Below are 23556 nucleotides of genomic sequence, written 5' to 3' on the forward strand. Positions count from 1 at the left end.
GTGCTCCTTACTCTTATATAAAATCTAGAGAACATCTTACTTAAGGAGTGATTATAATGGCACGTGTTCTATTTATTAATGGTGGATCAGAAGGACATATCAATCCAACAATTGCAGTTGTACAAGAGCTTATTTCACGTGGAGAAGAGGTAGTATACTTTTCAATAGAAGCTTTTCGAGAACGTATTGAAAAGACAGGAGCTGATGTACGAACATTTGACGGTCAAAAATTTTTAAAAGCCTTTATCTCAGGTGGAAGAAATTATTTACCCGAAAGAATCAACGGTCTTTTACATACGGCGGATATCATTATACCTAGCGTTCTTGAACAAATCCAAGGAGAACAGTTTGATTACATCATTCACGATTCGATGTTTGGTTGTGGACGTTTACTCTCCCAAATTCTAAAACTCCCTGCAATTAATTCATGTACATCTTTTGCTCAAACTGAACTATCATTTAAAAGAATGTTAGAACACCTTTCGCAAAATATTCCACCAGAACATGCTAACAGGATAAATAGTGATTTTCAAAGTCTAACAAGAAAGATTAAAGAAAAATATGGGGTTGAAATAACTTCTCCTTATGAAGTTTTTTGTAATCCTGCCCCTCTTACCATTGTATATACAACTAGGGAGTTTCAACCTTTTCGAGAAACATTCGATCAAACGTACAAGTTTGTAGGACCATCTTTTCCTGCAATAGAAACACAAGGAAGCTTCGACTTTTCTGTATTAAAAGGAAAAAGTGTCATTTACATTTCATTAGGTACTGTTTTTAATCAGGAAATTGATTTCTATAAACTTTGCTTTAAGGCTTTTGAGAACACTGACTATACCGTTGTTATGTCTATTGGTGGAAAAACTCAACTATCTGATTTAGGGAAGATTCCTAAAAACTTTATTGTGAAAAATTACGTTCCACAAACTGAAGTGCTAAAGCACACGAAATTATTTATCACACATGGCGGAATGAATAGCACCAATGAAGGTCTCTATTATGGGATTCCACTCATTGTAATCCCACAAAGCGCAGATCAGCCGGTAATTGCTCAACAAGTTGAGAGTCTTGGAGCTGGCATTAAGTTACAAATGCAAGGGTTGACTGTAAGTCACCTATGTAAAACCGTGGATTATGTGTTAGGACATCCTTCCTTTTATAAAGCTCTAACAGATATAAGAGAATCTTTTCAAAAATCAGGGGGATATCAGCAGGCTGTAGATGAGATTTTCACATTTAAAAGACAATACAATATTTAAATATAGAACATGTAAGGGTGGAGATTTTATGTCCAATAACATAAGACCTAGAAGAATAATTTTAGATTTAGCAGTTACTTTAGATGGATTTATTGAAGGACCAAACGGAGAAATTGATTGGTGTGTCATGGACTCTGATATGGGGTTTACTCATTTCTTGAATCAAATTGATACTATTTTATATGGAAGAAAAAGCTACGATTTATGGGGGGAATACACTCCGGAAACTGGGGATTCTGATACCGAAAAAGAAATGTGGGAATTAGTTCACAGCAAAGAAAAGTATGTTTTTTCTAGGACACAAAAAAGGGCTGATCATAAAGCAATATATATAAATGATAATATTTTGGAAGAAGTAAATAAATTAAAGAAAAAGCCTGGAAAAGATATCTGGCTATATGGTGGAGCAAGTCTTATTACAAATTTTATACATTTAGGGCTTGTAGATGAATTTAGATTATCGGTTCATCCTGTTGTTTTGGGAAGTGGAAAACCTTTATTTATTGACATAAAACAAAGGTTAAACCTTAAATTGGTTAATACAAAAACGTTTTCTTCTGGCGTTATCCAGCTGTGCTATCGCCTTAATAATAATTAATGAAATTCAAGAAAGCTTTTCTAATAAGAGTAAACAGAAAAGAGTGATTAACCTGGAAGAAATAAAGGAGCAAGAAATAGATCTCACTAAAGTATATGATTATGCCGAATATCCAGATAAACATTAAATAGACTAAACTAATAAGAGGGTATTATGTTCAATATACGAGCATATACCCCTTTTCTTATAAATAGTAGACTCGTTATTTAGATACTACACATATAGTTTAATATGTATATATTATAAAGGAACTTAAGTTTGTTACAAATGCAGGATGTAGCCTATAGTAGGAGACTCAATGAGGTCTTCAACCCGATCATTAATATGACTTAGGAGGTGAGTGGTATGAATTTTGTAACTTTGTAATAATAGGTATTAAGCAATCGGGCCAGTTTATGGAGGGCCGGAAACATTACTTTGGATAAAATGAAAGCATCAAAAAAAATTGGAGGGTTCATACGTGACTGTTGAAGGTAAGCATGATATTGAAGGGCTTAAGGAAATCGGAAAAATCGTTGCTTTAACAATAAGTGAAATGAAAAATCAGACACGTGCCGGAATGACGACCAAAGAATTGGATGAAATAGGGGGATGTTTTTTAAGAAGATATGGTGCGGTCTCTGCACCAAAGATAACCTACAATTTTCCCGGTAACACATGCATTAGCATTAACCATGAAGTTGCTCACGGAATACCGGGGAATCGGAAGATTCAAGAAGGTGACCTAATAAATATTGATGTCTCTGCTGAGTTAAATGGTTACTTTGCCGATGCAGGTCATTCCTTTCAGATCCCTTTATATAACCCTTCTGTAACACGTCTCTGTCAATACACACACAATACCATGATGAAAGTTATTTCTTCACTTAAACATGGGGTGAGATTGAATGAAATCGGAAGAATTATTCAAAATGAAGCCCAAAAAGGTGGTTACAAGGTACTTACGGATCTTTGCAGTCACGGCATTGGAAGGTCTTTACATGAGGCACCTGAAGATATTTTACCTATCTATGACAAGCATGATAAACGGGTATTGAAAGAAGGTATGGTTATTACAATTGAGCCTTTTTTATCAACTGGAGCAGAGTATACAGTTGAAAGTTCGGATGGATGGACTTTATGTGTGCCCGATAATAGTCTTTGTGCACAATATGAGCACACAATAATTATTACAAGGGATCAACCGATAATTACAACGATAGCTTAGATATTGTTTTCAGATGTTAGGCCCATAAATGTTTAAGGAAGTTCATCAAATGGGCGTGCTTGTTGAGCAAAGATTAAAAGGTTCATACATATTAGTCATGTACAATATATATTAACCTTTATTTTCTATGTTTTTTTCGATTTGGGTCTTGATAATAAGGTCAGTGGCAGATGCGACAACTGCAATTCATCTTACTTCAAAAGTTCTTTAAAAGGTTGCGTTTTTTTTACGCGAATGTCGTGAATGCGGCATAAAGAAGAGTACCTTAGTATAGAGGAATATATAGTAAAAGGAGAGGGATTTTTACCCTTCTCCTTTTTATGTAGATGTAGTTGTGTTTACTCATTTTTAGAATCTAAAATATATACCTTCCTACACTGCCGATACCTTTTATTACAATCTACTTTAGAAGTTAAGGCATCCGTTGATCGCTCTTCTATTACCTTCTAATGATCACCTACTACCGCCTGTTCTGTCATCGTGAGAGTACGAAGTTTCCGAGGAATAAAAGCTCTTATCTCTTCTTCTTTATATCCGATTTGCAGTATTTTACGATCTTGTATGATAATAGGGCGTTTAAGTATAAAAGGATGGTTCTTTATCAAATCATACAGACCCTGTAACGACAGTGCATCAATCTCTATATTTAACTTTTGAGGGATCTTTGATCTTGTAGAAATAATTTCATCTGTACCCTTTTCTGTCATACTAAGAATATTTTTAATTTCATCTTCTGTAATAGGTTCATACGATAGATTTCTCTCAATATAATCAATTTGATGTTCCTCAAGCCAAGCCTTTGCTTTTCGGCAAGAAACGCAGCTGGTTGTCGTATATAGATTAATCATTTTTTACACCTCGTCTATATGTATTTTTTTCTACCTTTAATTAATCACTGTAAATAAAAGTATATAGATTTCTAATAAGTAAAAGCCACTTGTATACTACAAGTGGCTTTTTGCTACGTTGAACACATTAGGTAATTCACGTATTATTCCCATCACCATTATAACATAGTTTGTGCATCTGTTTAATAAATTTCCGGTCTTAATATGACTAAAAATTTGAGATATATGATTAAGAACGATACTAACCTTCTATATTTTATAACAAGGAAATGAAACATATAATTCCACTTTTTACAGCGCAGCAAGTGTGTTAAAGAAGGAGATTGAAATGATGTAAAATTGGAGGATAATTAAGCTTTATCTTTAATAGTGAGGTGTGTAAAATAAAGGCCAAGTTTATCTTACATACTACAAAAAGGGACAATGTATTACAGAAAAGGGATTCATCCAATCTGTTGATTCCCTGGGGAATTTGTTTGTTTTTATCGAGGAAGTATTCGAATTAAAAAATAAAATGAGGTTAAGTGAGCTAATTGATGTTCGTTTTACATAAAATAATGTCACCTTCGCTTTTTGTGGTACGCTAATAAAAGGCAATTAGAAAAGAGTGATCGACGTGGAAGAGAAACAGCAGCAAGAAATCGATCTTACTAAAATTTATGACTACGCTGAATTTCCGGATAAGGTCAGTGGCAGATGCGACAACTGCAACTCAGCTTACTTCAAAAGTTCCGTAAAAGGTGGCGTTTTCTTACGTGAATGTCGAGAATGTGGCATGAAGAAAAGCATTTAGTTGGTATTGATTGAAAGGGTTGGGGAAATGAGAGATATTTGGGATGATGGATACAGTCAATCAAAGAAATTAACAGAAGAAATGGTCAACGATGCAGAAAAGAAGTTGGGTGTGAAGTTGCCAAAATCCTATATTGAGTTATGTAAAATGCAAAATGGAGGCTCTTTAAAATATTGTGACTACCCTACCTCCGTTCCAACAAATTGGGCAGACGATCATGTAAATGTCCCTGAGATTTATGGAATAGGGAAAGAAGGCATTTTATCCAGTGATTATTATATAGAAGAATGGGAGTTACCAAAAGATATTGTTTTACTATGTGGAGAGGGACATTGGTGGGTTGCATTTGACTATCGGGATACAAAAGATAACCCTCCTATAATTTATATGGATTTAGAATGGGGAACAGACACACTTATTTTTGAATTAGCTCCTGATTTTGAGACCTTGGTAAATGGCTTATTTATTTATGAAGATGAAGAATGACTACATTTATACAATACAAAGGAACTGGCATTCAATTGTCGGTTCTTTTGTATTAGTTTCATATGATTTGATTCACCAAGCTCTCCCTTTTCCTCATCACATTCTACTTTAGTCCTTATGTCTCGTCCATTTCATGAAAAAGATAAGCTATTAGGCCAACCACATATTTTTTATGTAAGATGTTTGAATTTTATTTTTCGGGTTAAAATCTATAATCAACTAACTTTTTTTAACAGTATGTGATCCATGTGACCTTCTACTCTCTATGGGTAGAAGGGTTTTTTATCTGTTTAAGTTCTTTCCTTTTGGGTATAAAAATAAATGTAAAGTTATCTAAGTCACCTACCTTTGTTTATAGTATGTTTTATCTTGCCTTCTATCTATAGGATAGAGGGTTTTCCTATGTACTCTGTTTAATAATTTTATTGGCAATGAATAAATGTGTTACCTTTCTCGCAGGGTATACAATGACATTTCAATCACACAAATGACCTTCTACCTGACAGGAGTAGAAGGTTTTTTGATATCAATTATTTATCAACTTCAACACTAATTGCTGGATTAACCATATTATTTAAAGTAATTTTATTTTTATCATCTACTTCATTACGTAAAAGTGAATCCCATGTAGCTTCGCAAACCTATCGCTTCACATCATTATTTCAGCTTTATTAATCAGGGTTACATGTTATTTTTCCATATCTCAATGCATCATAAATAGCACGTCCATCGCTTGAATTTGTTTCTGTGTATTTGATGGGTAGTAGCGAGAAGACAATATAATAAACAGAAAAGTAGACAAACTGGTAAGAAAAGAGACTTGCTGAAAGGATGTCAGCCATAACTAAGCCATTTATAAGGAAAATAAAGGCTAAATTAGCAATGGCACCTCCAGCATAGACACAGGCATGGGTAAATCGGTTGTCGTATTTTAGTTTCTCATATACACAAAAAGAATCCAAAAAGTAAACTGATTTTATTTTAACTTTCTTCCATTTAAAAATGGTTTTTCCTTTTCCAATTGTAAAATCCACTCTCCCTCCGAAAAAGATTGCCATGATAGAATGACCTAATTGGTGAACAAGAGATACAAGTGGTAGTACAAGTAAGAAAGAAAACAAGAACTTAGGCATATCACTGAATCCAAACACACTTCCATCTCCTTTATTATAAAATGATTTAATAAACAGTTAGCTTATTAAGGTAGATAAATTCTTTTTGATAGTGGACAGACTTTTCCATACAGAGGAGGCGCCTTTTTAATCATATTTACAGTCCTTTGTTTCGCACTTTGAAAGGTCTTTAATCAAAATATAGGACCAATAGATTTTTACTAAAGCAGCAGTTAAAGTAATTAATAATCTTTGAGCATTGCCTATAGAGAAGGATATCTTCACTTTATTTTTAAACATTCTCCATAACAATAAACGACCCTATGTATCGTAACCAAAGTTACTAAGGCCGTTTATGTTATATTCTGATTTATTTTTTTCTCTTTTTCTTTATAATAAAATATCTGGTTTCTCATTAAGCTTCTGACAGAACTTCGATATCATTATTAATTTGATCGAACAAATAAGTAAGGTAAGAATCTAATTCAAATTGATTATCTTCAACAAAATCATCTAACACAGACTTACTTTCTTCTCTCATTTTTAATCACTCCAATTTAATTTTTTTCGATTTATCATGCATGATGACCATGATTCTTTTTTTGTTCCATTTTCCTTAGAACAAAGCTTACGATTAACACCAAAATGATTGCTCCAATAATGGCTGGAATGATGGCAAAACCACCAATAACTGGTCCCCAACTTCCCAGGATCAGACCACCTAACCAAGAACCAATAAAACCGGCGATAATATTACCAATAATGCCTCCAGGAACGTCACGCCCTGTAAGTAAACCGGCAAGCCAACCGATAATTCCACCTACAATTAGCATCCATAGAATTTCCATAAATCACTCTCTCCTTTTGAAATAGTTATTTGACTTTACCCCCGGCTAAAACTCATTAATCCTGTTATTTTTTCCCTCTATAAGTTTTTTCTCTTTATGTCATAAGATCATGTAGTTTTGCTTGCCCTTTATTTTTGTTCACTTGGACAACATCAAATGTCTCGTCCATTTCATAAGAAGAATAAGCTATTAGGACAACCCCTAGCATATAAAAACCGAGCGCATCTTACATAACTACCTACTAATCCCCTACTGCAGTAAGGGTTCTTTTTTATTTTTTGACTGGACAGGCAAGCTTACTACAGTAGCTACATAGTATCTAAAGAATCTTAGCTTCATTATCTAATTAGTGTCTAGTTCAGTATCGCTACCGCGTTAATACAAGCTTTATATGCGTAATGACGCCCTTCATGGAATCTGTAAGGGAGCTGAGCCGAAGAGGCGAAGGGGGCGACCGGATGTGTTGAGCTGAAATAACTAAGGCGTGAAAGGCAAAAAAATTAAAGAATGAAAGAAGGTATCAACATGAGAAAAACACAAAGGTTTCATTTTCAAAAGATCTTTCCTTTAACCCTCCAATCATCTCTCACGAGACCTCGTCCCTTCAGGGCTTATTCCTTTGTTCCGTTTAGTCCATTTGCCATGCTTGACCCTACTATTCTAACCATAGGAGGCATTGTCTTAGGGGTTGCTATCATCGAACGGGTATTAGAGCGATGGGGTGTCATTGATCTTGTGGATCAGTTCGCAAAGGTCATGCGTTTTATCTTACCTGTCACCTTCTATAGCGCCTTAATTTACTTTTTTGTGACCTTTATGTTTTGAGGAGGGATTTAGATGTTTGAAAAACTAAAATTGCGTGGCCAATTGCTTAAAGCGTTTCGTACGGCAGAGATTTACCGGGTGGTGAAACGTGGGGACCGTACCTCCTATCTGTTTCCAAAGATTCATCGAATCGATCACCATCAAACGTACACTCGGTACGCCTTTTCCTTACTAAATGGTATCAATCCTGAACTTCTAAATAAAAAAAGATGGGCCTTACGACAAGTATTAGGCAGCAACATCGAAATAAACGGCAGCTTAAAGAACTTTAGTATTACTGTTCATCACAAAAGCCTACCAAAGATGCTCAATTATAGTTATGAGATCATTCATCCTTATATTGAGAAAATGGAGCTCCCAGTATGCATTGGTCAAGATATCTATGGAAACCCTGTTTCATGGGATTTTGCGGATTTAGAAACGTTACTGATTTCTGGCGAAATTGGGGCAGGAAAAAGCAGCTTAATGCGCGTGATTCTCACCACATGGGTGAAGTATACCTCTCCTGAAGACTTACGCTTAGTCTTAGTGGACCTTAAACGAGCCGATTTGGGCTTATTTCATGGGATTGACCACGTGGATGCGCTTTGCTTTGAAGCGAAAGACATGAGAAAACCTTTTGCGTTGTTACGAGCTGAAATGTATCGACGAGGGGATTTACTGTTAGAGCATGGCGTCACACATATCAGCAGGCTTCCTTTTAAGCTACCTCGTATCGTTGTGGTAATTGATGAAATGTCCATAGTGAAGAGAGAAACGGATCTTGTAGAGATGATTCAACAGTTTGCCAGCCAAGGTCGTGCACTAGGTGTTCATACGATTATTGCCATGCAGCGTCCGGATGCTGATTTATTAAACTCTGCGTTAAAAGCCAATTTAAGGGTTCGGATCTCTGGAAGGCAAGCCGATGCGACGAATGCGAAAGTAGCTGGAGTACTCGGAGCAGAAGAAATTGATGCAGCTGCCAGAGGTCGTATGAAAATTAAGATTGATGACGTGAAAGAGTTTCAAGCCTATTTCTTAGATGAAGAAGCTTGTAAGGAAATGCTTTCCCCTTATAAAACACATGTGAAAGATCCTGAACCGCAACTAGAGGTTGTGTCACAGTCTATCTTTGGGTTATTAGAGAAGGAGGAACAGGGATGAGTTTTCGACTATCTCAGCGTGATAAAGACATCATTGGGTTTATCAATCAGTTTCGGGCTGTGGATCGAGACTCATTAGTAGAACGCTTCTTTAAACAGCTGAAATCGCCTGTAAATGCGTGTAATAGTGTCATGGTACGTTTATATCGATTAGGACTCATTGAACGCACACAGCAGTATTCTCCGACCGCCTATTTGCCTGTGGATGCAAAGATCAAAAAGAACTCGCAGAAAATACTCCATTTCCTTTCAATTCTAGATATCTATAAACAAATGTGTACGTACAGTGCGCCTAAACAGGTCATTGTGGAAGATAAGCCCACTGGACGAAAAGGAGGTATCGAACCAGATCTGTTTTGTATCTTTAAAGGATCCCCTTTTTGGGTTGAAATTCAACGAAATCAGTATTCAGAACAGAAAATGCAAGCGAAGATCAATCTATACGAGGAGTTTTTCTTTTCAGATGAGTGGAAAACGTTGCAGTGGCAGCCTGAAGATCAAGCAGCCATCTTCCCTTCTGTAATTTTAATTACACCTGTTCGTTATGCAGTATCTTCGGATCATATCCGTATCATACAAGTAGCAAGCATTCACGAACTTATGGAGAAATATAAGGGGTCTTCCAAACAAACAAAAGAAGTAAGGTCAAGAATCACCTCCTCTTCTGGGGGAATTAAAATCAACTTAACATAGAGTACTAGAAAAGTGTTTTTAATCACACAAAAACAGGCTACCTCAAAATAATGAAAGGTAGCCTGTTTATACACCTTTCATCCGCGCATTTGCAAAGGGTTATGGAAACAGCGTAATCATTAACATAGAAAGAATTAGATAAAGTTGAATCAATCCAGGCGTCTGCAGGAGACGAAACTGTCATACGCGGAGAAGGTAATAGATTTGCATACTGGTATCGAATGGAATTAATTCGTATAATAAAAGAGAATAAGTAGCAATACCAAGGCAACCGAGGAGGTGAGCGAATATGAGTCTACGAGAAGAACTACTGGCGCAGGAATATGAGGAAAGAAAAAAGCCGAGAGGATTCGTATACTTTACAGACGCTGACGGACAAGTTGTCGCTAAAACTTGCCGTGAATGCGGCGAATTAAAACATGTAAAGAACTATCATCATAAAAGCGATGGATTTGGTCAACTTGGACCATACTGCAAAGGCTGCGTTTCTGTTCGCGACCGAGATTATTACGTTAAAAATAGGGAGCACGTAAAAAGAGTTAAAAATGCTTATTACCATAGGAAAAGATCTGAGCAACTTTCTTTTAATTTATTCGAAAATAGCGAGTAGAATCACGGCGGCCAATAAGGTCGCTTTTTTGTTTAAATACTGATAAATCCCTAGAAATCGCCATTCAATGTGTTAATGACATGTTTCGAGCACGCTAGCATGTAAAGAGGAGCAATTTGATGAATAGGACCGTTTTAACGGCGAATTAAAAACAGGCTTTTAAACGATTACTAAAGCCTGTTTTTATATACTTGGAGAAACAAACTTTCTAAAGGAATAAAAAAGAACTGTAATAAGCATATTTAAATATCCCAAAAATCTTCGCTCTTAATATTAGGATCAATCCTTCTTAATGCTTGTAATATCTTTTTCATAGTTCTTTGTGTAGGCAACCTTTCGGAGTTGTTTACTAAATCACCAATCGTACTTCTACCTAATCCTGACTTTCTTACAAGCCATTCTTGATTAATGTTTCTTTTATCAATCCATTTACCAAGTCTAGTTCGCCTTTTTCCTAACCCGAACATTATAGATACCCCTTTACTTGTTATTACTCTAGTTATGTCCAAATTTCACTAAAAATAAAACGTTAAAAATAAGTCATAGTGGACAAGCCAATACCATATCATCTATTAAGACATCAAAATACTACATAAGCACAACGAATAAATTTAATATGTATTTTTTAGAAGCTTCTAGAATAATGTCGATATTTTGGTCATAATCATATAGCATGAATACAGTTAAGACCGCCTTATACACTGATACATAATGGGCGGTCTTTGTTATAGGTATGAATAGTTTTTGAGTATCATAGAAAATAAAAAACAACCTGTCATAAAGCAGTCTGCCCAAGAGAAAGTAAGAACATTGTTAACAACAGCAATTCATAAATTATCAGACCAGAAAACACAATTTAATCGGTGAAGGAGAAAAGAGAACCCCATCTATCCGTATAGAGTCCTCTCCTTTATGGAATAAAACAATAGATAATAGTAAAGTGTAAAATATAATATTTTTAAGCATAACATGAATTTCTATGCTTCTATAGGGCTACCTTTCTTATAAAAAAGGCTGTTTCACAAAATGAATGTGCAATGTAAAGGACTAATATGTGAGAGCAGTAAAAACGATTAAAAAAAGGTAGGATTTATTGAGGTAACTTCTTTTTCCGTAGTCGGTGTAATCTCCGTTGAATTCCATGGGCTGATCTACCGATTAGTTGGCCAATTTCTTGTTGAGTACGACCTTCTTGATAAAACATGTACCATAGACGGGCATCTTCCTCTTCAGTCCACTTTTTATTTTCATATTTAGGTCGATTAAAATAATCATATTTTCTTTGTGCCTTTACCCAGTCGGGTTCTGGAATAAGAGTATTTAGGGATATCTTAGAAAAATTAATAAGTTCCTTATTCTGCTGTGCCCATTTCCAAAAGGCTGCTACGTCAATTCCTAAAAATGTTCGTGTGTTTGCTCTCAAGATGTTATAGGGCAATTCTCTTTTCTGAATCCAATTATAAATGGTATGAACATCAACTTGGAGACACTCTGCTAGTTCATATACTGTAACATTCCCTAGATGAGCTCTTACGCCACCTATACCTAAACGATATAATCTAGACTCTAATGCTTGTGTACTTCGCTGTAAGCGTCTAGATATTTGGTCAAGGGACTTGACTCCATACCATTTTACCAAGTATTCATCCTCTTTCTTTGTCCATCTGCGTAATGACGTATTTCGTACTAATTTTAACAGTCTAATTCGATTCGCAACAGAAGATGGGCTCTTGCCTAAATGTTTTCCAATCTCTCGATTGTTCATCTTATTAATATTTACTTTTAAGAACGTATCTTGGTCAGGGGACCATTTTTTGCGTATGCCATTCTGGTTGTTGCGAAGTTGTAGTCGTGAGACCCGTTTATTAACCGATTCTTTACTACGATTTAAACATTCACCAATTTTTTGGAGTGTCATCCGCCCATATTGTTCTTTTAGAAATAAATCTTCTTCCTTCGTCCACAGTTTTTGGTTTTTAGTCATTATATCTCCCTCCAATTCGCGACTTAGATGTATAGAAAGCTACGTATAGAGAATAGTAATGAAGATGTTCATCTTACCTAAACAGAGATTAAATCCTGTTTCATTTACCTTTTATCTATTGGACATAGGTTATCACTTTGTTTAGTCTGTTTTTGTCTAATTTGTCAGTGAAACGATAAACAATCGTTACTTTTTCTTTGCGTTCTTACTTTTGATACTCATATACAACAGGAACTTGATCCATTTTGACCGTTTTGGCTACGACATAACGACGGTATCCATCTTTTAAGATCTTCGATCCTTTTTCAATCGTCAATGGCTCATCTAAGCGCCCTGTACGCTTCACAAAATCGATCACTTTTTGCGTTTTTTCAGGGTTTGGGCGTGTCTTTAAGAACTCATCAGGAACGATAATATCATCAAAGTTCACTAGATCCTGAGTTCCCTTCGGTTGGTTGGATAGTGTTGTCTTTTTTTCCTCAGCCTTTTTCTCTTCTGTAGGCGCTTGTTGTACTTCTGGCTGAATAGACTTTCCTTCTTTCTTCTCTTCCTTTGCTAGAGGTTGAGAAACAGGTGCTTGCGCCCCTTCCTGTTTAGTAGATTCCGTTTTCTTTTGTGTTTCAGAAGGCGCAGATGCCTCTTGTTTAGGTTCTTTTTTCTCTTCTGGCTGATTCTTCTCTTTGTCATTTTTATTCGGGAGAACCGTAATTTGAAAACAGATGACCCCTACTTCACCAGGGCATTCATCTATCGGAATATCTAACGTTGGTTCCCCTTGAATTAAAACCTTTTCATGCATGATACTTTTCTTTGTAAGCCCGGTTTTATTAAAGGCTTTCTTCGCAACAAACACCGTATACGAAATAAAGGTACTCTTCTTTAACCCTTTAGGCGCAGATGGTGACCCTTTTTCACGCATATCAAAGGCAACGTAGCGATCATATTCTCGTAGTGGTCCTGTGGCTGATCCCGTTAACGTAATTTTATGTGGCATAATGTTCTCCTCCTGCGTAGATTATTAGTTATTGTTTATTTAGAACACAGTTCTAAATAAACATATTCTATTAAAACATCAGCTTCTAAGAGATTTCTACTTTTTTTGATTAGGAAGCTGTGTCTTTTAGCTGGTTATGTTGACGCAAACATCCTTGTTCCTCCGGTGTTAAAGCTTGTCCTAGGTCTTGTTTTACCTGAGCTATCTCCAACAAACTATACGTAGAGCTGTGCTCCTGTAGCAGATCCTCTTCTGCTGGTGTGAGATCTTGTCCTAAATCTTGCTTTAACTGAATCATTTCAAGCTGTTGATCCAAAGACATCTCTGTTTCTTTTGGAGCTTTTTCTTGTTGCTGTTCAGCTTTTAACCAATTTGGAACGAGTTCCTTACGGATAATCCGTTTTGGTGTAGCCAATGTTGTTTCTTTGCTTTCGTTATGTATAACTTCTTGTTGGTTTGCGTATACTGATGAATAATCCTGGTCTTTAGGCTTTGTTAAATCATAGAATTGATTTTTCGCAATTTGATAGATTAATCGACACATATCCCGTAGGGATAACGGATTGCCTTGTTGATTGGCTTCATGGACATATTTATCTAATCCCACAATAGATGTATACGCAATATCATGTACTTGCTCTTTTTTAATCTCAGTCTCTGTATCTCTTTTTACTGCCTTTGCTGCATTTTGAATACGAGCATAAAAGTCTTGTAGTTGATGTCCATACTTACCTGCATAGACTTGATTAACTTTCTTTGGCACACCTTTAATATAGCTGAAAGCCTGTGAAACAGATATTAAATGATTATTTATATGATTTACAGGTAAATCAAGGTTAATAAAGGCATCAGGTGATTTATCGGCCTCTAAGCTTGGTGTATCAACGTTTTCAGTACTTTCTGGATGCGTCACAGGACGTGTCACAGGAGTGGTCATTTCTTCTTGTTGAAGCGTTTGTATTCCTGTTGTATCATGGGCAAAAAAGATTTCGTCGCAAATGTGATGAAAGTTCTTATGACTTTTAAGGATAAATACATAACTGTCCGGATGAGTACCTGTTGTATCTTCTTTAATGTAACGAGCGACAATGATAAACGGTGTCGCTTTTAACGAGCGTACAAAACGAGAAACGGTACTTTTGGAAACATTAAATTTCTTCATAAGCGTTTCAGAACGGATCGCTTGAATGCCCGTAGCCACTAGGTTATAGATGACATGATCGAGCATTTCCATTCTCTTTTTAGGAAATTCTTTATGTATAGCAGATTGTTGTTGTTTAAAGTGGGCACGAAGACTTTCTAAAAACTCTTCTTTCTTTTTACGAAGTGTGGACTTGTGGGTCCATAACCATTTGAACCGTCCATTGAAGGTATCTACATCTTTTAAATAGCAGGTTAATATCTTTGTCATTTGTTCATCGTCTCCTTTTAGGAACAAAAAAAGACACTGTTTCCCTTGAGAAAGGAAAACAATGCCTTGATTTTGATGAACTAAGCCCTTGAAATAGATGTCAATTTCGTATAAAATAAAAACATAAGTTTTATTTTATAAAAAAATGAATCTATTAACAAGAGACTTCGACAAGTGTTTTCCCTACCGGATTTAGGGGGAACGGTTTAAGAGTGCGACCAACACTTCTTAAACAGTTGAAGTCTTTTTTCTATTCCGTACCTTTTTGTTAGTTTTATTATAGCGTTAACTCATCTCAAAATTCAATAAAAAATAGCAAAATATATCAAAACAAGTATATTTAGCTACAGTCGATCCTTCACTGTTTATTGGAGGAATCAACTTCATCGTATATGAATTTAATAGATTTGGGGAGGGGTAAAAAAATACCCCTCCCCTATTTCCATTTTATATGGTATAATAGAAAACTTTACTTCTTAAACAGTTTTGTAAACCAAGACTCTTTTTTTTCTTCAGTATTGGCACCTTCATTACTAATAGACGCTAATAATTTTGTTTCTTGCATTTCTCTCATTGATAACATCAGTTGCTCGTCACGTTGTTTCAACTTTTCATCGATGTACTTTTGTTGAGAAACTAATAGTTCTTCTTGTTCTTTAAATTTTTCTAAAAGTTGCTTGTTAAACTCTTTTTGCTCATCTAAGGCTTTTTTTATGTCCATCACAACTTCGCTCAGCTCTGCACTCTCTTGCTCACCACTCTCACTCACAACCTCTACAGTTACTGGCACCCCTTGTGATGTAAGGATTTTGTCTACCTCTTCCGCATTTTTACCATTCCCATATAACTCACGTATTCTTGCTAGTATATCTAAACAATCTTTATGAAGTTGATAAGCTTTATGTTCCTTTTTTATGCGTAATAAATGTGCATGAGAAGCTATGTATCTTCGTAATGTTTGTTGCGGAATACCCGTTTTTTCGCTCATTTGAGGTACGGTAAACCATTCGCTCACACAATCACCTCCTTTTGCTTACCACTCACTTATTCTAACAGATTCAACAAAAACAAGCATTATCCTTCTTTCGTGAGTGAGTGAGCTTTAGTTAAACTCATTCGCTTGTGAGTTTAACTCCATAGTGAGTGAGTGATATGTTGGCGTGAGTTTTCAGGGTAGGTTCACCTTAAGTTCACCTTAAGTTTAACTTAAGGTGAACTTAAGGTGGATCAGCCAATTTTAATTTGTGAAAAAGATAATTACAGAAATGGAGTGGGGAGGGGGTTTGTATGAAGCTGTTGAAGCATAATGCAATTCCAATCTTTATATCTTTCCTTATAGTAGGTTTAATTCTTACGGTTTTATTTATGCTTAAAGGGTTATTATTACAGCTTATAGGAGCAGCTTTAATTATTGTTGCAGTAGTCTTTTGTATTTTATGTGGCTTGTATTTGTTCGGCTATATATTATTGGAGGTAATAGGTATAGTAGCTCCTATTATTGGTTTGTTATTAATAATTAGAATATTTATATGGGTTTTTTAGGGGGATATAGGGCTGTTATAGGAATTTTGAACCTCTTTTTATGGAAAATATATGATATGTGTGTATTTTATTACTTATAATTCAAATAATATCCAATATCTTAGGTCTTAATTATTGGATATAAAAGGAATGTGGGTGCATGTAAATCGGAACACGAGTTTGATATCATGAAAGAAAGTACAAAAATTTAACAAAAAACTAAAATATATCTAATTTTTAGGTCGTAGGGAGAAATTAATTTGTTATTTTCGAAACTTATAGATCATTATGCCTTAAATGACTTGCATAAAGACCGAAGTGAGGAGTCTCAATACTATATTGATTCTGCTCATATACCAATAAATATAGATAGAGAAACTTTTTTTCAAGTACCAGCATCACCTTCAGATATTGGATTGAATATAACTTCTACAGACAAAGGATATAGCATAGGTGAATTTGGATTTGAAAGTTTGATACCTTCTGGGGATGATCTCAATGACTATGTAAGAGGAGAGGCTTTCTTAAATGAATCTGAAAGTAAGCCTAATGTTATTTTTGTGCATGGTTGGCGAATGAAAGGATTTGATCGGGTAAAGAAGATTTTTCATAATTCGATTATGAATAATTTAGGATGGAATATGTACTACTATACGCTTCCTTACCACTTGGAACGTCAGCCAGAGGCATCACTTTATAGTGGAGAATTTATGGTTAGTGCCAATATTAATAGGACTGTTAAATCTACTAGACAAGCAATTGTTGATCTAAGGGCTTTGATCCAATGGATAAAAAATAACAAACAAGGTCCTGTAATTATAATAGGTGTTAGTCTTGGTGGCTTTATCTCAAATTTAGTTGCTACACTTGAACCTGAAATTGATGCTTTAGTTTCCATAATGTATTCTAATCGCCTTAGTTATTCGATATGGAATACGATTCCTGGTAAGTATATAAGACAAGACCTAGAGCATCATGGAGTGAATTATAACGATTTAATAAAATATTGGGAAGTAACTGAGCCAAATCAAGCCCTCCCCAAAATTAATAAAGATAATATTTTACTGATCTCTGCCAAATATGATCAATATGTTCATATTCAAGACGCAGATTTGTTATGGGAGGCTTGGGAAAAGCCTACACGATACGTATATAATTGTGGACATGCTGGAATAGTTCTTAAACGAAAAAAAATTGCAAAGGATACCATTTCATTTCTACAAAATAAGCTAACGAGGTAAGTCGCATATGTTTATGTTTATAATGGTAGCTTTACTTTGGTTAATGAGTTCAATTCTTTTTTTTAGAAATCCTCAAAATGAAAAAATTAGGTGGGCCAGTATTATAGGGTTTTTCGGAGGTTTCGGGGGAATAGGAGCCTTACTGGGAAAGGGAGTAAATCGTCCAGAATGGATATTACACTTAGATGGAATATTTACATCGATAGGACACTACTTTACTCCATATGGTATGCTGATTTTTGGATTAGTTTATTCAGATGTCATTAGAAATACAAGAAAGAGAAATATATTAAAGCTGCTTTGTCTAATCCCAATCTTCATTATGTATCCTATTTTTCAAGTGTATCCAGAGTTTAAAGTAGATTTTCGTATTTTGGCATTATGGGTAGTACCTTATGTTGTTACAGCAAACATTTTATTAATCTATTCTGCTTGGCGAGAAGATCGACCAACTATTAAAAGAAGAAAGATATTAACTTGCATATTTGTCATACCAATGTTTACCTTTGTTTTGGTTACAAATATTATTTTAGAAGCATTAGGTATTGTAGGCGTATGGCACTACAATCCGTGGATTATTGTCAGTCAATTTCTAGTGTTCGTTTATTTTGGAGCTAGATATGGAATTCTGGGTGTGTGAATTAGGTTTGAAAAGGAAATACGGGATTCTAAAATGAAAGCAGCACGTTCTGGATCAGCTTTATTTAACCATACAATAAAAAATGAAATAGCTAAAATTGATTTGCTAGTAAATCAATTAAAGGAACAAATCGCACTCGATGAAAAATCTTCTGAAAAGCTAAATTTAGTATTGAATTCAACAAATCACCTTCTAGAGTTATCAACACGCATTCAAAGCAAGCTAAACACTATAAAGCTTAAAGAATCTGAATTCTCCCTTAATGAAAGTATTGATAGGGCTATTAAATTATCTAATGCTTATTTATATAATAATCAAGATATTAAAATCATGAGACAGTACATGGCTGATGTCACAATAGTTGGTGATACTGAGCAATTACAAGAAACTTACTTGAACATAATCAAAAACGCTATTGAAGCTATGGATGGAAAAGGCCAAATTTTAATAAGAGTCTATGCATCTCGTAAAAAAGTTTATATCGATTTTATAGATAATGGTAAGGGTATAGAGAAAGCTGATCTTAATCGTATATTAGATCCTTTTTATTCAACAAAAGGATCTACAAATGATTATGGTCTGGGTTTAACTCAATGTTATAACATTCTCCAAAAACACGATGGAAGTATTTCAGTGAAAAGTCAAGTTAATAAAGGAACGATATTCACATTGTCAATTCCATCCAAGAGAGTTGTTAATATCAAAATAAGCGAACAATCTAATTCTAACTCGATAGGAGAAAAAGGCCTATGGACGACAAAATTAAATTGATGATCGTAGAAGATGATTTAGTTTGGATGCAATCTATAAGTGATTATGTACAAAAGGATAACGATATCATTGTTGTTGAGCAAGCTTACAACAAAGAAGAAGCATTACAAGTTGATTGTACCAATATAGATGTAGTGTTATTAGATTTATCACTTTCAATTGATGATGAAAACTTCAGTGGTCTTGAGGTCGCTAGTTATCTATATAAAAAGGGTTTAAAGAAAATTATTATGCTAACCTCTTGGGATGAAAAGGATATTATACTTGAATGCTTTGATACAGGGGTTGTTAATTACATAACGAAAACATCTTATAAAGATATCCCTAATGCTATTAGAGAAGCGTTTAGAGGGAAAGTTAGTCTCCATGCTGATGTTACAAATGTATTGGTTGGAGAATTAAGGAAAGAAAGAAAAGTAAAGATATTAACACCAACAGAACGTGAAGTTTATACCTTAAAAGAACAAGGGTTAAATAAATCACAAATCGCTGACAAATTATATAAATCTGTCGAAACAATAAAAAGACAATTACGAATTATAAAAAGCAAAATGCAGTGAGGAGTTAGTTTGTAGCTAATTTCCATTGCATTTTGCTTTTTTTATGTTTTTGAGAACCACAATCTATAAAAAGAAAGTTATATATTATACCACACTTACGATTGTTTGAGGAGGGGTATTTTTTTGACCCTCCCTTAAAAGTATTAAATCCTGTAACATTTAAATTACATAATCAATCATTATTTATTATCGAATTTAGGTGATTGGATAAATGTCTTTTCTGATTAGGGTTTAATTTATTCAGTGTTCTTAAGAGCGACATATCGTTTATAACAAGAGTTTCTGTTACCTCAATATCTTCAGAAGATAACCTATCTAATATAAGTGCGATGCGTTCATTATGAATCTGAGGAACATTTAAATTTTCACTTTTTTCTGGAGGTAATATGTCGTATAAGGTGATTTGAAGAGCTTCACACACATTTATCATGGTATCAAATGTACCAAATCTTTCCCCACGTTCTATGGTACTAATAGTACTCTGAGATGTATTTGATAATTTTCCTAATTCAATGGTGGTCATACCAAGGCTCTTACGATGTTCCTTAATTTTTGTGCCGATGTACTTTTTAAGTTCATTCATAATTATCTATCTACTTTCTTTAAAGTTATTTCATTAATTTTATCAAAATTTATTTATGTTGTGAAATTTATCTAATAGAAATTATCTTTTTTCAATAAAATCTGTTTACAAATTATCTTATATCGAATATAATGTGTTCAAGGAGGTGTTAGAAATAAATTCCATACGTGAGAAAAGGTTGAAAAATAAGTGGAGTCAGTGCTATTTAGCACAAATATCAGGAGTCCCACAATCGACTATATCTCAAATTGAAAGTGGGCTTCGACCATATCCAAGGTTTGAAAGTATGAAGAAACTAGCTGAAGCTTTGGAGATCCAGTTAGAAGATATTCTTTTACCTAGTCGTAAGCAGATAAAATGACATGTGGAATTTTAATTAATAGTTAAAAGAGGGGCGATGAACATGGAAGCACAAAAGCGACTAGCATTCTATGACATATCAGATGTACGCGCGAAAAGTGCCAAAACCTTTGACGGAAGAACATACAGCTTAAAAGGTGGTATAGCTGTTGACAATGGAACAGGCGACATTAAGCGTGTAGCTGATATCTATTATGACGTACGCTCAGTGATGGATCAGTCTCATACCATCGTCGCCAAGCGAAGAAAAAGAAAAGAAGAATTAACAGAAGTGATTCAAAAAAGTTCTTAATTCTTAAACCAAACAGACAAGCGATTTTGAAACGTGCCGAGAGCACGAGTAATGGAACCTAGACAACTTCATATTGCGTGCCTCCCCTAAACGGATCACAAGGGGATCAAGGTATACGGTTAAAAATAAAGGTTCGATGAGTGCGTCCTAAAACTCATTGGTGATCTAGCAACAAAACAGTGACGGTGTATCCACGATCTGTGAAGCGTGATGGCGTGAGGGTAATTCCGACGAAGCGACAACACTCCAAGCAGTAGATACACGAGGTTCTTCGTACATGCCGAAAACGTTGTGCATTATTGGGCTTAGTGAAAACTATGCATGCCAATATAGGGTTTGCCCTTCCAGCCAGAAACGGGTATATATTTCCTTTTAGTGCTTGAAAAGACAGAGTAGATGCCAACATGTATGATAAACTATGAACACCTCTCGGTAGGTTTCAGAATCGCTTTTTATGTCTGAATATTAAGAATAAAGGAGAATGAATGATGAATCGTAAACAAAAAATCATGGTGGCAGCCGCAGGGATTGTCGTTGCATTAGGAATTGGAACGGCAGCAATCTCTTCTCAGAATTCAAGTCCAGTACAAGGAAATGGTCAACTAGAAGAATTACATCCTCTAGAAATGAAAAAGTTCATGAAAGAAGATGGTACAGGGTTTGTTATGTATTCCTTTGATGAAGACAATCATACGATCTACATGAATGAAGTGCAAAAGGCGTTAAAGGAAAATGATGTAGATGCTAAAGAGATTTACAGTTATGATCCTCTTTACAATCAAAAAAAGAGCCAAACTTATTATGGTTTACAACAGGATACTGACACATTAGCTGCTTATAAGAATGGAGAATTGAAACAACAGATTAAGCTTGATGAATATAATCCATCTGAATTAGAGGGTGAATTATCTCATTTCATTGAAACATCAAAAGAACTGTACTTTGAAGAATAAATGTTTTCCCTTGGAAGGTGGTGATAAGATGACCGTTTCGCAAAAAGATGTAAAGAAGTCAAAGGATCTGGTCGAGAAGTTGTTGAAAGTTAATGACCAAAAATACAACGATTGGCTTCATCAACAGCATCAACAGTTCATTGAAGAAAATCAAGATTTAATTCTTCAAGCATTGAGTGCTTTTACAGGCCAAGGAGAAGAGGAGGAGAAAAGCGAACCAAAGGAAAATGAACAAGTTTCTGTAAAGCCAACAAGTATTCCAGCAATGCAAAATTAACAAATAAAAGGAGTGATAGACATGTTAGATTTATTGAATAGCGTAGATGTGACGCAGTTAACCTCTCATTTAACACTGGGAGCCGCAGATGGGATGACAGGGCTAATTGAAAGTGGGAAATCGATTATCAAATGGATGCAACGAATCGCTATGGTAGCCGCAGCACTTGCGTTTTGTGTAGGAGGCTACCATTTAATTTTGGGAGGCGAACGAGGTCGCCATAAATGTATCGCGTGGTTTGTAGGAGGAGCAATTGGTTTGATTGTTGTCATGGGAGCGTATCAGTTAGCCGAAGGGGTTAACACAAATGTTCATTTCGGTGGTTAAGAAAAGCTATACACGAGGGTTGTATAGCTTTTTTCTATGCTCATTTTTAGAAGGAAGGAATGGAAAATATGCTATCTGTCCTATTTATGCAAAACCAAATTGACCAATTGAAGGCATTTCATAAGATGCCGGTTGGAGAAGCATGCGAAGTCACATCACAGATTGAAAAAGAGTACCAAGAGAAACAGAAAAAAGCTAAGGTTGATTTTGTTGTCCTCGACAACGATGGCGTGGAATTTTATCGTGGAGCCTTATCTTTTGGATCAGGTGCTGCTTCTCATGTGGTGGATCATATCTGTAAGACATTAATAGGTGTAAAAATGAACGATCAACAAGAAGCGCGAAAGCGAATTTTTCTGGGAAGACTGAACGAACAGGTACCGGACCATCTGAGGCATTCAGGTGGTCTTTCTACTTCCAGAGAACATCTCCTAACGAACGTTTCATCATCTAATCATCATCGAAAATGGATGTATGGAGGAGTTCTTGCCCTTCTCATCCTTTCAGCTACATGTTTTTTAACAGTGGCTACTTCTCACAATCGAGCTGAAACTATCCAAGATTTACAAAAACAAGTCGAATTCGAGCAACAAATAACTAGTGTTTATGAGGATGCTCTTTTAGGAGACCAAGAAGATGCTTTACAGAAGCTTTCATCTATTCCAAAGGAAAACCTAACGAAAGAACAAAAAGGCGTCTATACGAGCCTTCTCATCGGTCAAAAAAATTATAAGAAAGCTGTGGAGCTTCAAGACAATCATCCACAAGTTGTGGAAAACATGATTGCTCAAAAAGAAGATATAGACGCTTTAAAAGCATTTCAACAATCGTTTCCTACCCCTAATGGTGCATTTGACCTTGCTTATCACGAACAACGGTGGGAAGAGATGGTGAAGCAACCGGGAGTGGAAATGACCGATAAACGGTACGAAATGAAGGCTTACGGGTATTTGAAGCTTGATAAAGTAAAGGAGGCAAAAGAAGAAGTAGCTCATATTAAGAATCAAGAATTAAATCAAAAAATAGAAACCTATGAACAAACCAAAAAAGAGTTAGAGGAAACGAAAAAACAAGTGGAAGAAGAAAACAAGAAAGACCAAAAAGACGAGAAGAAAATCAAATCCTTAGCCGATCAACAAAAGAAACAAGAAGAAGTCATGAAAAATATATAAGGAAGAGAGGAAGAGAATAGGATGATAAAATGCGTCAGTTTGATGA

General features: G+C 35.3%; 30 protein-coding genes and 1 pseudogene. 21 read left to right on the forward strand and 10 right to left on the reverse strand.

Going from position 1 to position 23556, the window contains the following annotated elements; genetic code table 11:
• The first annotated feature begins 56 nt into the window (after positions 1–56).
• From ACFX4R_RS25200 to ACFX4R_RS29450, 4 genes and pseudogenes are all read left to right on the forward strand, one after another.
• Positions 57–1259, forward strand: coding sequence for a macrolide family glycosyltransferase (locus ACFX4R_RS25200; protein WP_377570822.1), 1203 nt, complete (start codon positions 57–59; stop codon positions 1257–1259).
• A 28-nt stretch (positions 1260–1287) separates the two neighbouring features.
• Complete coding sequence (locus ACFX4R_RS25205) at positions 1288–1857, forward strand: dihydrofolate reductase family protein (RefSeq protein ID WP_377570825.1); 570 nt, start codon at positions 1288–1290, stop codon at positions 1855–1857.
• A 460-nt stretch (positions 1858–2317) separates the two neighbouring features.
• Entirely contained in the window at positions 2318–3064 is a 747-nt protein-coding gene (gene map, locus ACFX4R_RS25210; protein ID WP_275800601.1) for a type I methionyl aminopeptidase, read from the forward strand.
• 153 nt (positions 3065–3217) lie between these two features.
• Positions 3218–3338, forward strand: a pseudogene (locus ACFX4R_RS29450) (DUF8096 family protein); the annotation flags it as partial.
• 172 nt (positions 3339–3510) lie between these two features.
• Here the strand turns inward: ACFX4R_RS29450 and spxA are convergent.
• A complete protein-coding gene (gene spxA / locus ACFX4R_RS25215) occupies positions 3511–3912 on the reverse strand; it encodes a transcriptional regulator SpxA (RefSeq protein ID WP_377570829.1) in 402 nt (133 codons plus the stop codon).
• 616 nt (positions 3913–4528) lie between these two features.
• Between spxA and ACFX4R_RS25220 the strand changes: the two genes are divergently transcribed.
• Both ACFX4R_RS25220 and ACFX4R_RS25225 read left to right on the forward strand, forming a co-directional pair.
• Entirely contained in the window at positions 4529–4705 is a 177-nt protein-coding gene (locus tag ACFX4R_RS25220; RefSeq protein ID WP_377570832.1) for a DUF8096 family protein, read from the forward strand.
• A gap of 27 nt (positions 4706–4732) precedes the next feature.
• Complete coding sequence (locus ACFX4R_RS25225) at positions 4733–5191, forward strand: SMI1/KNR4 family protein (protein WP_377559106.1); 459 nt, start codon at positions 4733–4735, stop codon at positions 5189–5191.
• Positions 5192–5862: 671 nt separating this feature from the next.
• Here the strand turns inward: ACFX4R_RS25225 and ACFX4R_RS25230 are convergent.
• The 3 genes from ACFX4R_RS25230 to ACFX4R_RS25240 form a co-directional block, all read right to left on the reverse strand.
• Positions 5863–6342 carry a site-2 protease family protein gene (locus ACFX4R_RS25230; protein WP_377559104.1) on the reverse strand — a complete coding sequence of 160 codons (480 nt, stop codon included), beginning with the start codon at positions 6340–6342 and terminating at the stop codon, positions 5863–5865.
• Between the two features lie 376 nt (positions 6343–6718).
• Positions 6719–6844, reverse strand: coding sequence for a hypothetical protein (locus tag ACFX4R_RS25235; protein WP_274598754.1), 126 nt, complete (start codon positions 6842–6844; stop codon positions 6719–6721).
• A 34-nt stretch (positions 6845–6878) separates the two neighbouring features.
• Positions 6879–7151, reverse strand: coding sequence for a GlsB/YeaQ/YmgE family stress response membrane protein (locus ACFX4R_RS25240; protein WP_377570834.1), 273 nt, complete (start codon positions 7149–7151; stop codon positions 6879–6881).
• A gap of 525 nt (positions 7152–7676) precedes the next feature.
• Here ACFX4R_RS25240 and ACFX4R_RS25245 point away from each other — a divergent pair.
• From ACFX4R_RS25245 to ACFX4R_RS25260, 4 genes are all read left to right on the forward strand, one after another.
• Entirely contained in the window at positions 7677–7976 is a 300-nt protein-coding gene (locus tag ACFX4R_RS25245; RefSeq protein ID WP_377559101.1) for a hypothetical protein, read from the forward strand.
• 12 nt (positions 7977–7988) lie between these two features.
• A complete protein-coding gene (locus tag ACFX4R_RS25250) occupies positions 7989–9122 on the forward strand; it encodes an FtsK/SpoIIIE domain-containing protein (RefSeq protein WP_377559100.1) in 1134 nt (377 codons plus the stop codon).
• Positions 9119–9814, forward strand: a complete 696-nt coding sequence (locus tag ACFX4R_RS25255) for a hypothetical protein (protein ID WP_377559098.1) — start codon at positions 9119–9121, stop codon at positions 9812–9814. The genes ACFX4R_RS25250 and ACFX4R_RS25255 overlap by 4 nt, the downstream gene beginning before the upstream one ends.
• Positions 9815–10103: 289 nt before the next feature.
• Complete coding sequence (locus ACFX4R_RS25260) at positions 10104–10424, forward strand: hypothetical protein (protein WP_377570836.1); 321 nt, start codon at positions 10104–10106, stop codon at positions 10422–10424.
• A 242-nt stretch (positions 10425–10666) separates the two neighbouring features.
• Here ACFX4R_RS25260 and ACFX4R_RS25265 read toward each other — a convergent pair whose 3' ends face one another.
• The 5 genes from ACFX4R_RS25265 to ACFX4R_RS25285 all read right to left on the reverse strand — a co-directional run bounded on the left by ACFX4R_RS25265 (position 10667) and on the right by ACFX4R_RS25285 (position 15828).
• Entirely contained in the window at positions 10667–10891 is a 225-nt protein-coding gene (locus ACFX4R_RS25265; RefSeq protein WP_095380539.1) for a helix-turn-helix domain-containing protein, read from the reverse strand.
• Between the two features lie 623 nt (positions 10892–11514).
• Positions 11515–12408 carry a sigma-70 RNA polymerase sigma factor region 4 domain-containing protein gene (locus ACFX4R_RS25270; protein ID WP_377570838.1) on the reverse strand — a complete coding sequence of 298 codons (894 nt, stop codon included), beginning with the start codon at positions 12406–12408 and terminating at the stop codon, positions 11515–11517.
• A gap of 205 nt (positions 12409–12613) precedes the next feature.
• On the reverse strand, positions 12614–13402 hold the full coding sequence (locus ACFX4R_RS25275) for a ParB N-terminal domain-containing protein (protein ID WP_377570840.1): 789 nt from the start codon (positions 13400–13402) through the stop codon (positions 12614–12616).
• 109 nt (positions 13403–13511) lie between these two features.
• Positions 13512–14813 carry a replication protein gene (locus ACFX4R_RS25280; RefSeq protein ID WP_377570842.1) on the reverse strand — a complete coding sequence of 434 codons (1302 nt, stop codon included), beginning with the start codon at positions 14811–14813 and terminating at the stop codon, positions 13512–13514.
• 469 nt (positions 14814–15282) lie between these two features.
• On the reverse strand, positions 15283–15828 hold the full coding sequence (locus ACFX4R_RS25285) for a DUF3967 domain-containing protein (protein ID WP_377570845.1): 546 nt from the start codon (positions 15826–15828) through the stop codon (positions 15283–15285).
• A gap of 272 nt (positions 15829–16100) precedes the next feature.
• On the opposite strand from ACFX4R_RS25285, the gene ACFX4R_RS25290 reads away from it, so the two are divergent.
• The 5 genes from ACFX4R_RS25290 to ACFX4R_RS25310 all read left to right on the forward strand — a co-directional run bounded on the left by ACFX4R_RS25290 (position 16101) and on the right by ACFX4R_RS25310 (position 19546).
• Positions 16101–16355: a hypothetical protein gene (locus ACFX4R_RS25290; RefSeq protein ID WP_377570848.1), complete on the forward strand. Its 255-nt coding sequence runs from the start codon at positions 16101–16103 to the stop codon at positions 16353–16355.
• A 239-nt stretch (positions 16356–16594) separates the two neighbouring features.
• On the forward strand, positions 16595–17575 hold the full coding sequence (locus tag ACFX4R_RS25295) for an alpha/beta hydrolase (protein WP_377570851.1): 981 nt from the start codon (positions 16595–16597) through the stop codon (positions 17573–17575).
• A gap of 7 nt (positions 17576–17582) precedes the next feature.
• Positions 17583–18215 carry a hypothetical protein gene (locus ACFX4R_RS25300; protein WP_377570853.1) on the forward strand — a complete coding sequence of 211 codons (633 nt, stop codon included), beginning with the start codon at positions 17583–17585 and terminating at the stop codon, positions 18213–18215.
• A 33-nt stretch (positions 18216–18248) separates the two neighbouring features.
• Positions 18249–18986 carry an ATP-binding protein gene (locus ACFX4R_RS25305; RefSeq protein WP_377570855.1) on the forward strand — a complete coding sequence of 246 codons (738 nt, stop codon included), beginning with the start codon at positions 18249–18251 and terminating at the stop codon, positions 18984–18986.
• Positions 18965–19546: a response regulator gene (locus tag ACFX4R_RS25310; RefSeq protein WP_377570857.1), complete on the forward strand. Its 582-nt coding sequence runs from the start codon at positions 18965–18967 to the stop codon at positions 19544–19546. Before ACFX4R_RS25305 ends, ACFX4R_RS25310 begins: the two co-directional genes overlap by 22 nt.
• A 172-nt stretch (positions 19547–19718) precedes the next feature.
• On the opposite strand, the gene ACFX4R_RS25315 is transcribed toward ACFX4R_RS25310, so the two are convergent.
• Entirely contained in the window at positions 19719–20129 is a 411-nt protein-coding gene (locus ACFX4R_RS25315) for a helix-turn-helix domain-containing protein (protein ID WP_051975673.1), read from the reverse strand.
• A 145-nt stretch (positions 20130–20274) separates the two neighbouring features.
• Here ACFX4R_RS25315 and ACFX4R_RS25320 point away from each other — a divergent pair, with 145 nt between their 5' ends.
• The 6 genes from ACFX4R_RS25320 (at position 20275) to ACFX4R_RS25345 (ending at position 23510) form a co-directional block, all read left to right on the forward strand.
• Positions 20275–20490, forward strand: a complete 216-nt coding sequence (locus tag ACFX4R_RS25320; protein ID WP_034656037.1) for a helix-turn-helix transcriptional regulator — start codon at positions 20275–20277, stop codon at positions 20488–20490.
• Between the two features lie 42 nt (positions 20491–20532).
• Entirely contained in the window at positions 20533–20781 is a 249-nt protein-coding gene (locus ACFX4R_RS25325) for a hypothetical protein (protein ID WP_377570860.1), read from the forward strand.
• Positions 20782–21269: 488 nt separating this feature from the next.
• Positions 21270–21734, forward strand: a complete 465-nt coding sequence (locus tag ACFX4R_RS25330; protein WP_377570863.1) for a hypothetical protein — start codon at positions 21270–21272, stop codon at positions 21732–21734.
• Positions 21735–21762: 28 nt separating this feature from the next.
• Positions 21763–22011, forward strand: coding sequence for a hypothetical protein (locus ACFX4R_RS25335; RefSeq protein WP_061860170.1), 249 nt, complete (start codon positions 21763–21765; stop codon positions 22009–22011).
• A 21-nt stretch (positions 22012–22032) separates the two neighbouring features.
• Positions 22033–22338, forward strand: coding sequence for a hypothetical protein (locus ACFX4R_RS25340; protein ID WP_055990036.1), 306 nt, complete (start codon positions 22033–22035; stop codon positions 22336–22338).
• 59 nt (positions 22339–22397) lie between these two features.
• Entirely contained in the window at positions 22398–23510 is a 1113-nt protein-coding gene (locus ACFX4R_RS25345; RefSeq protein WP_377570866.1) for a hypothetical protein, read from the forward strand.
• Positions 23511–23556: the final 46 nt, after the last annotated feature.

Origin of the sequence: Priestia sp. YIM B13490 (assembly GCF_042787735.1) — a bacterium.
GTDB lineage: Bacteria > Bacillota > Bacilli > Bacillales > Bacillaceae_H > Priestia > Priestia megaterium.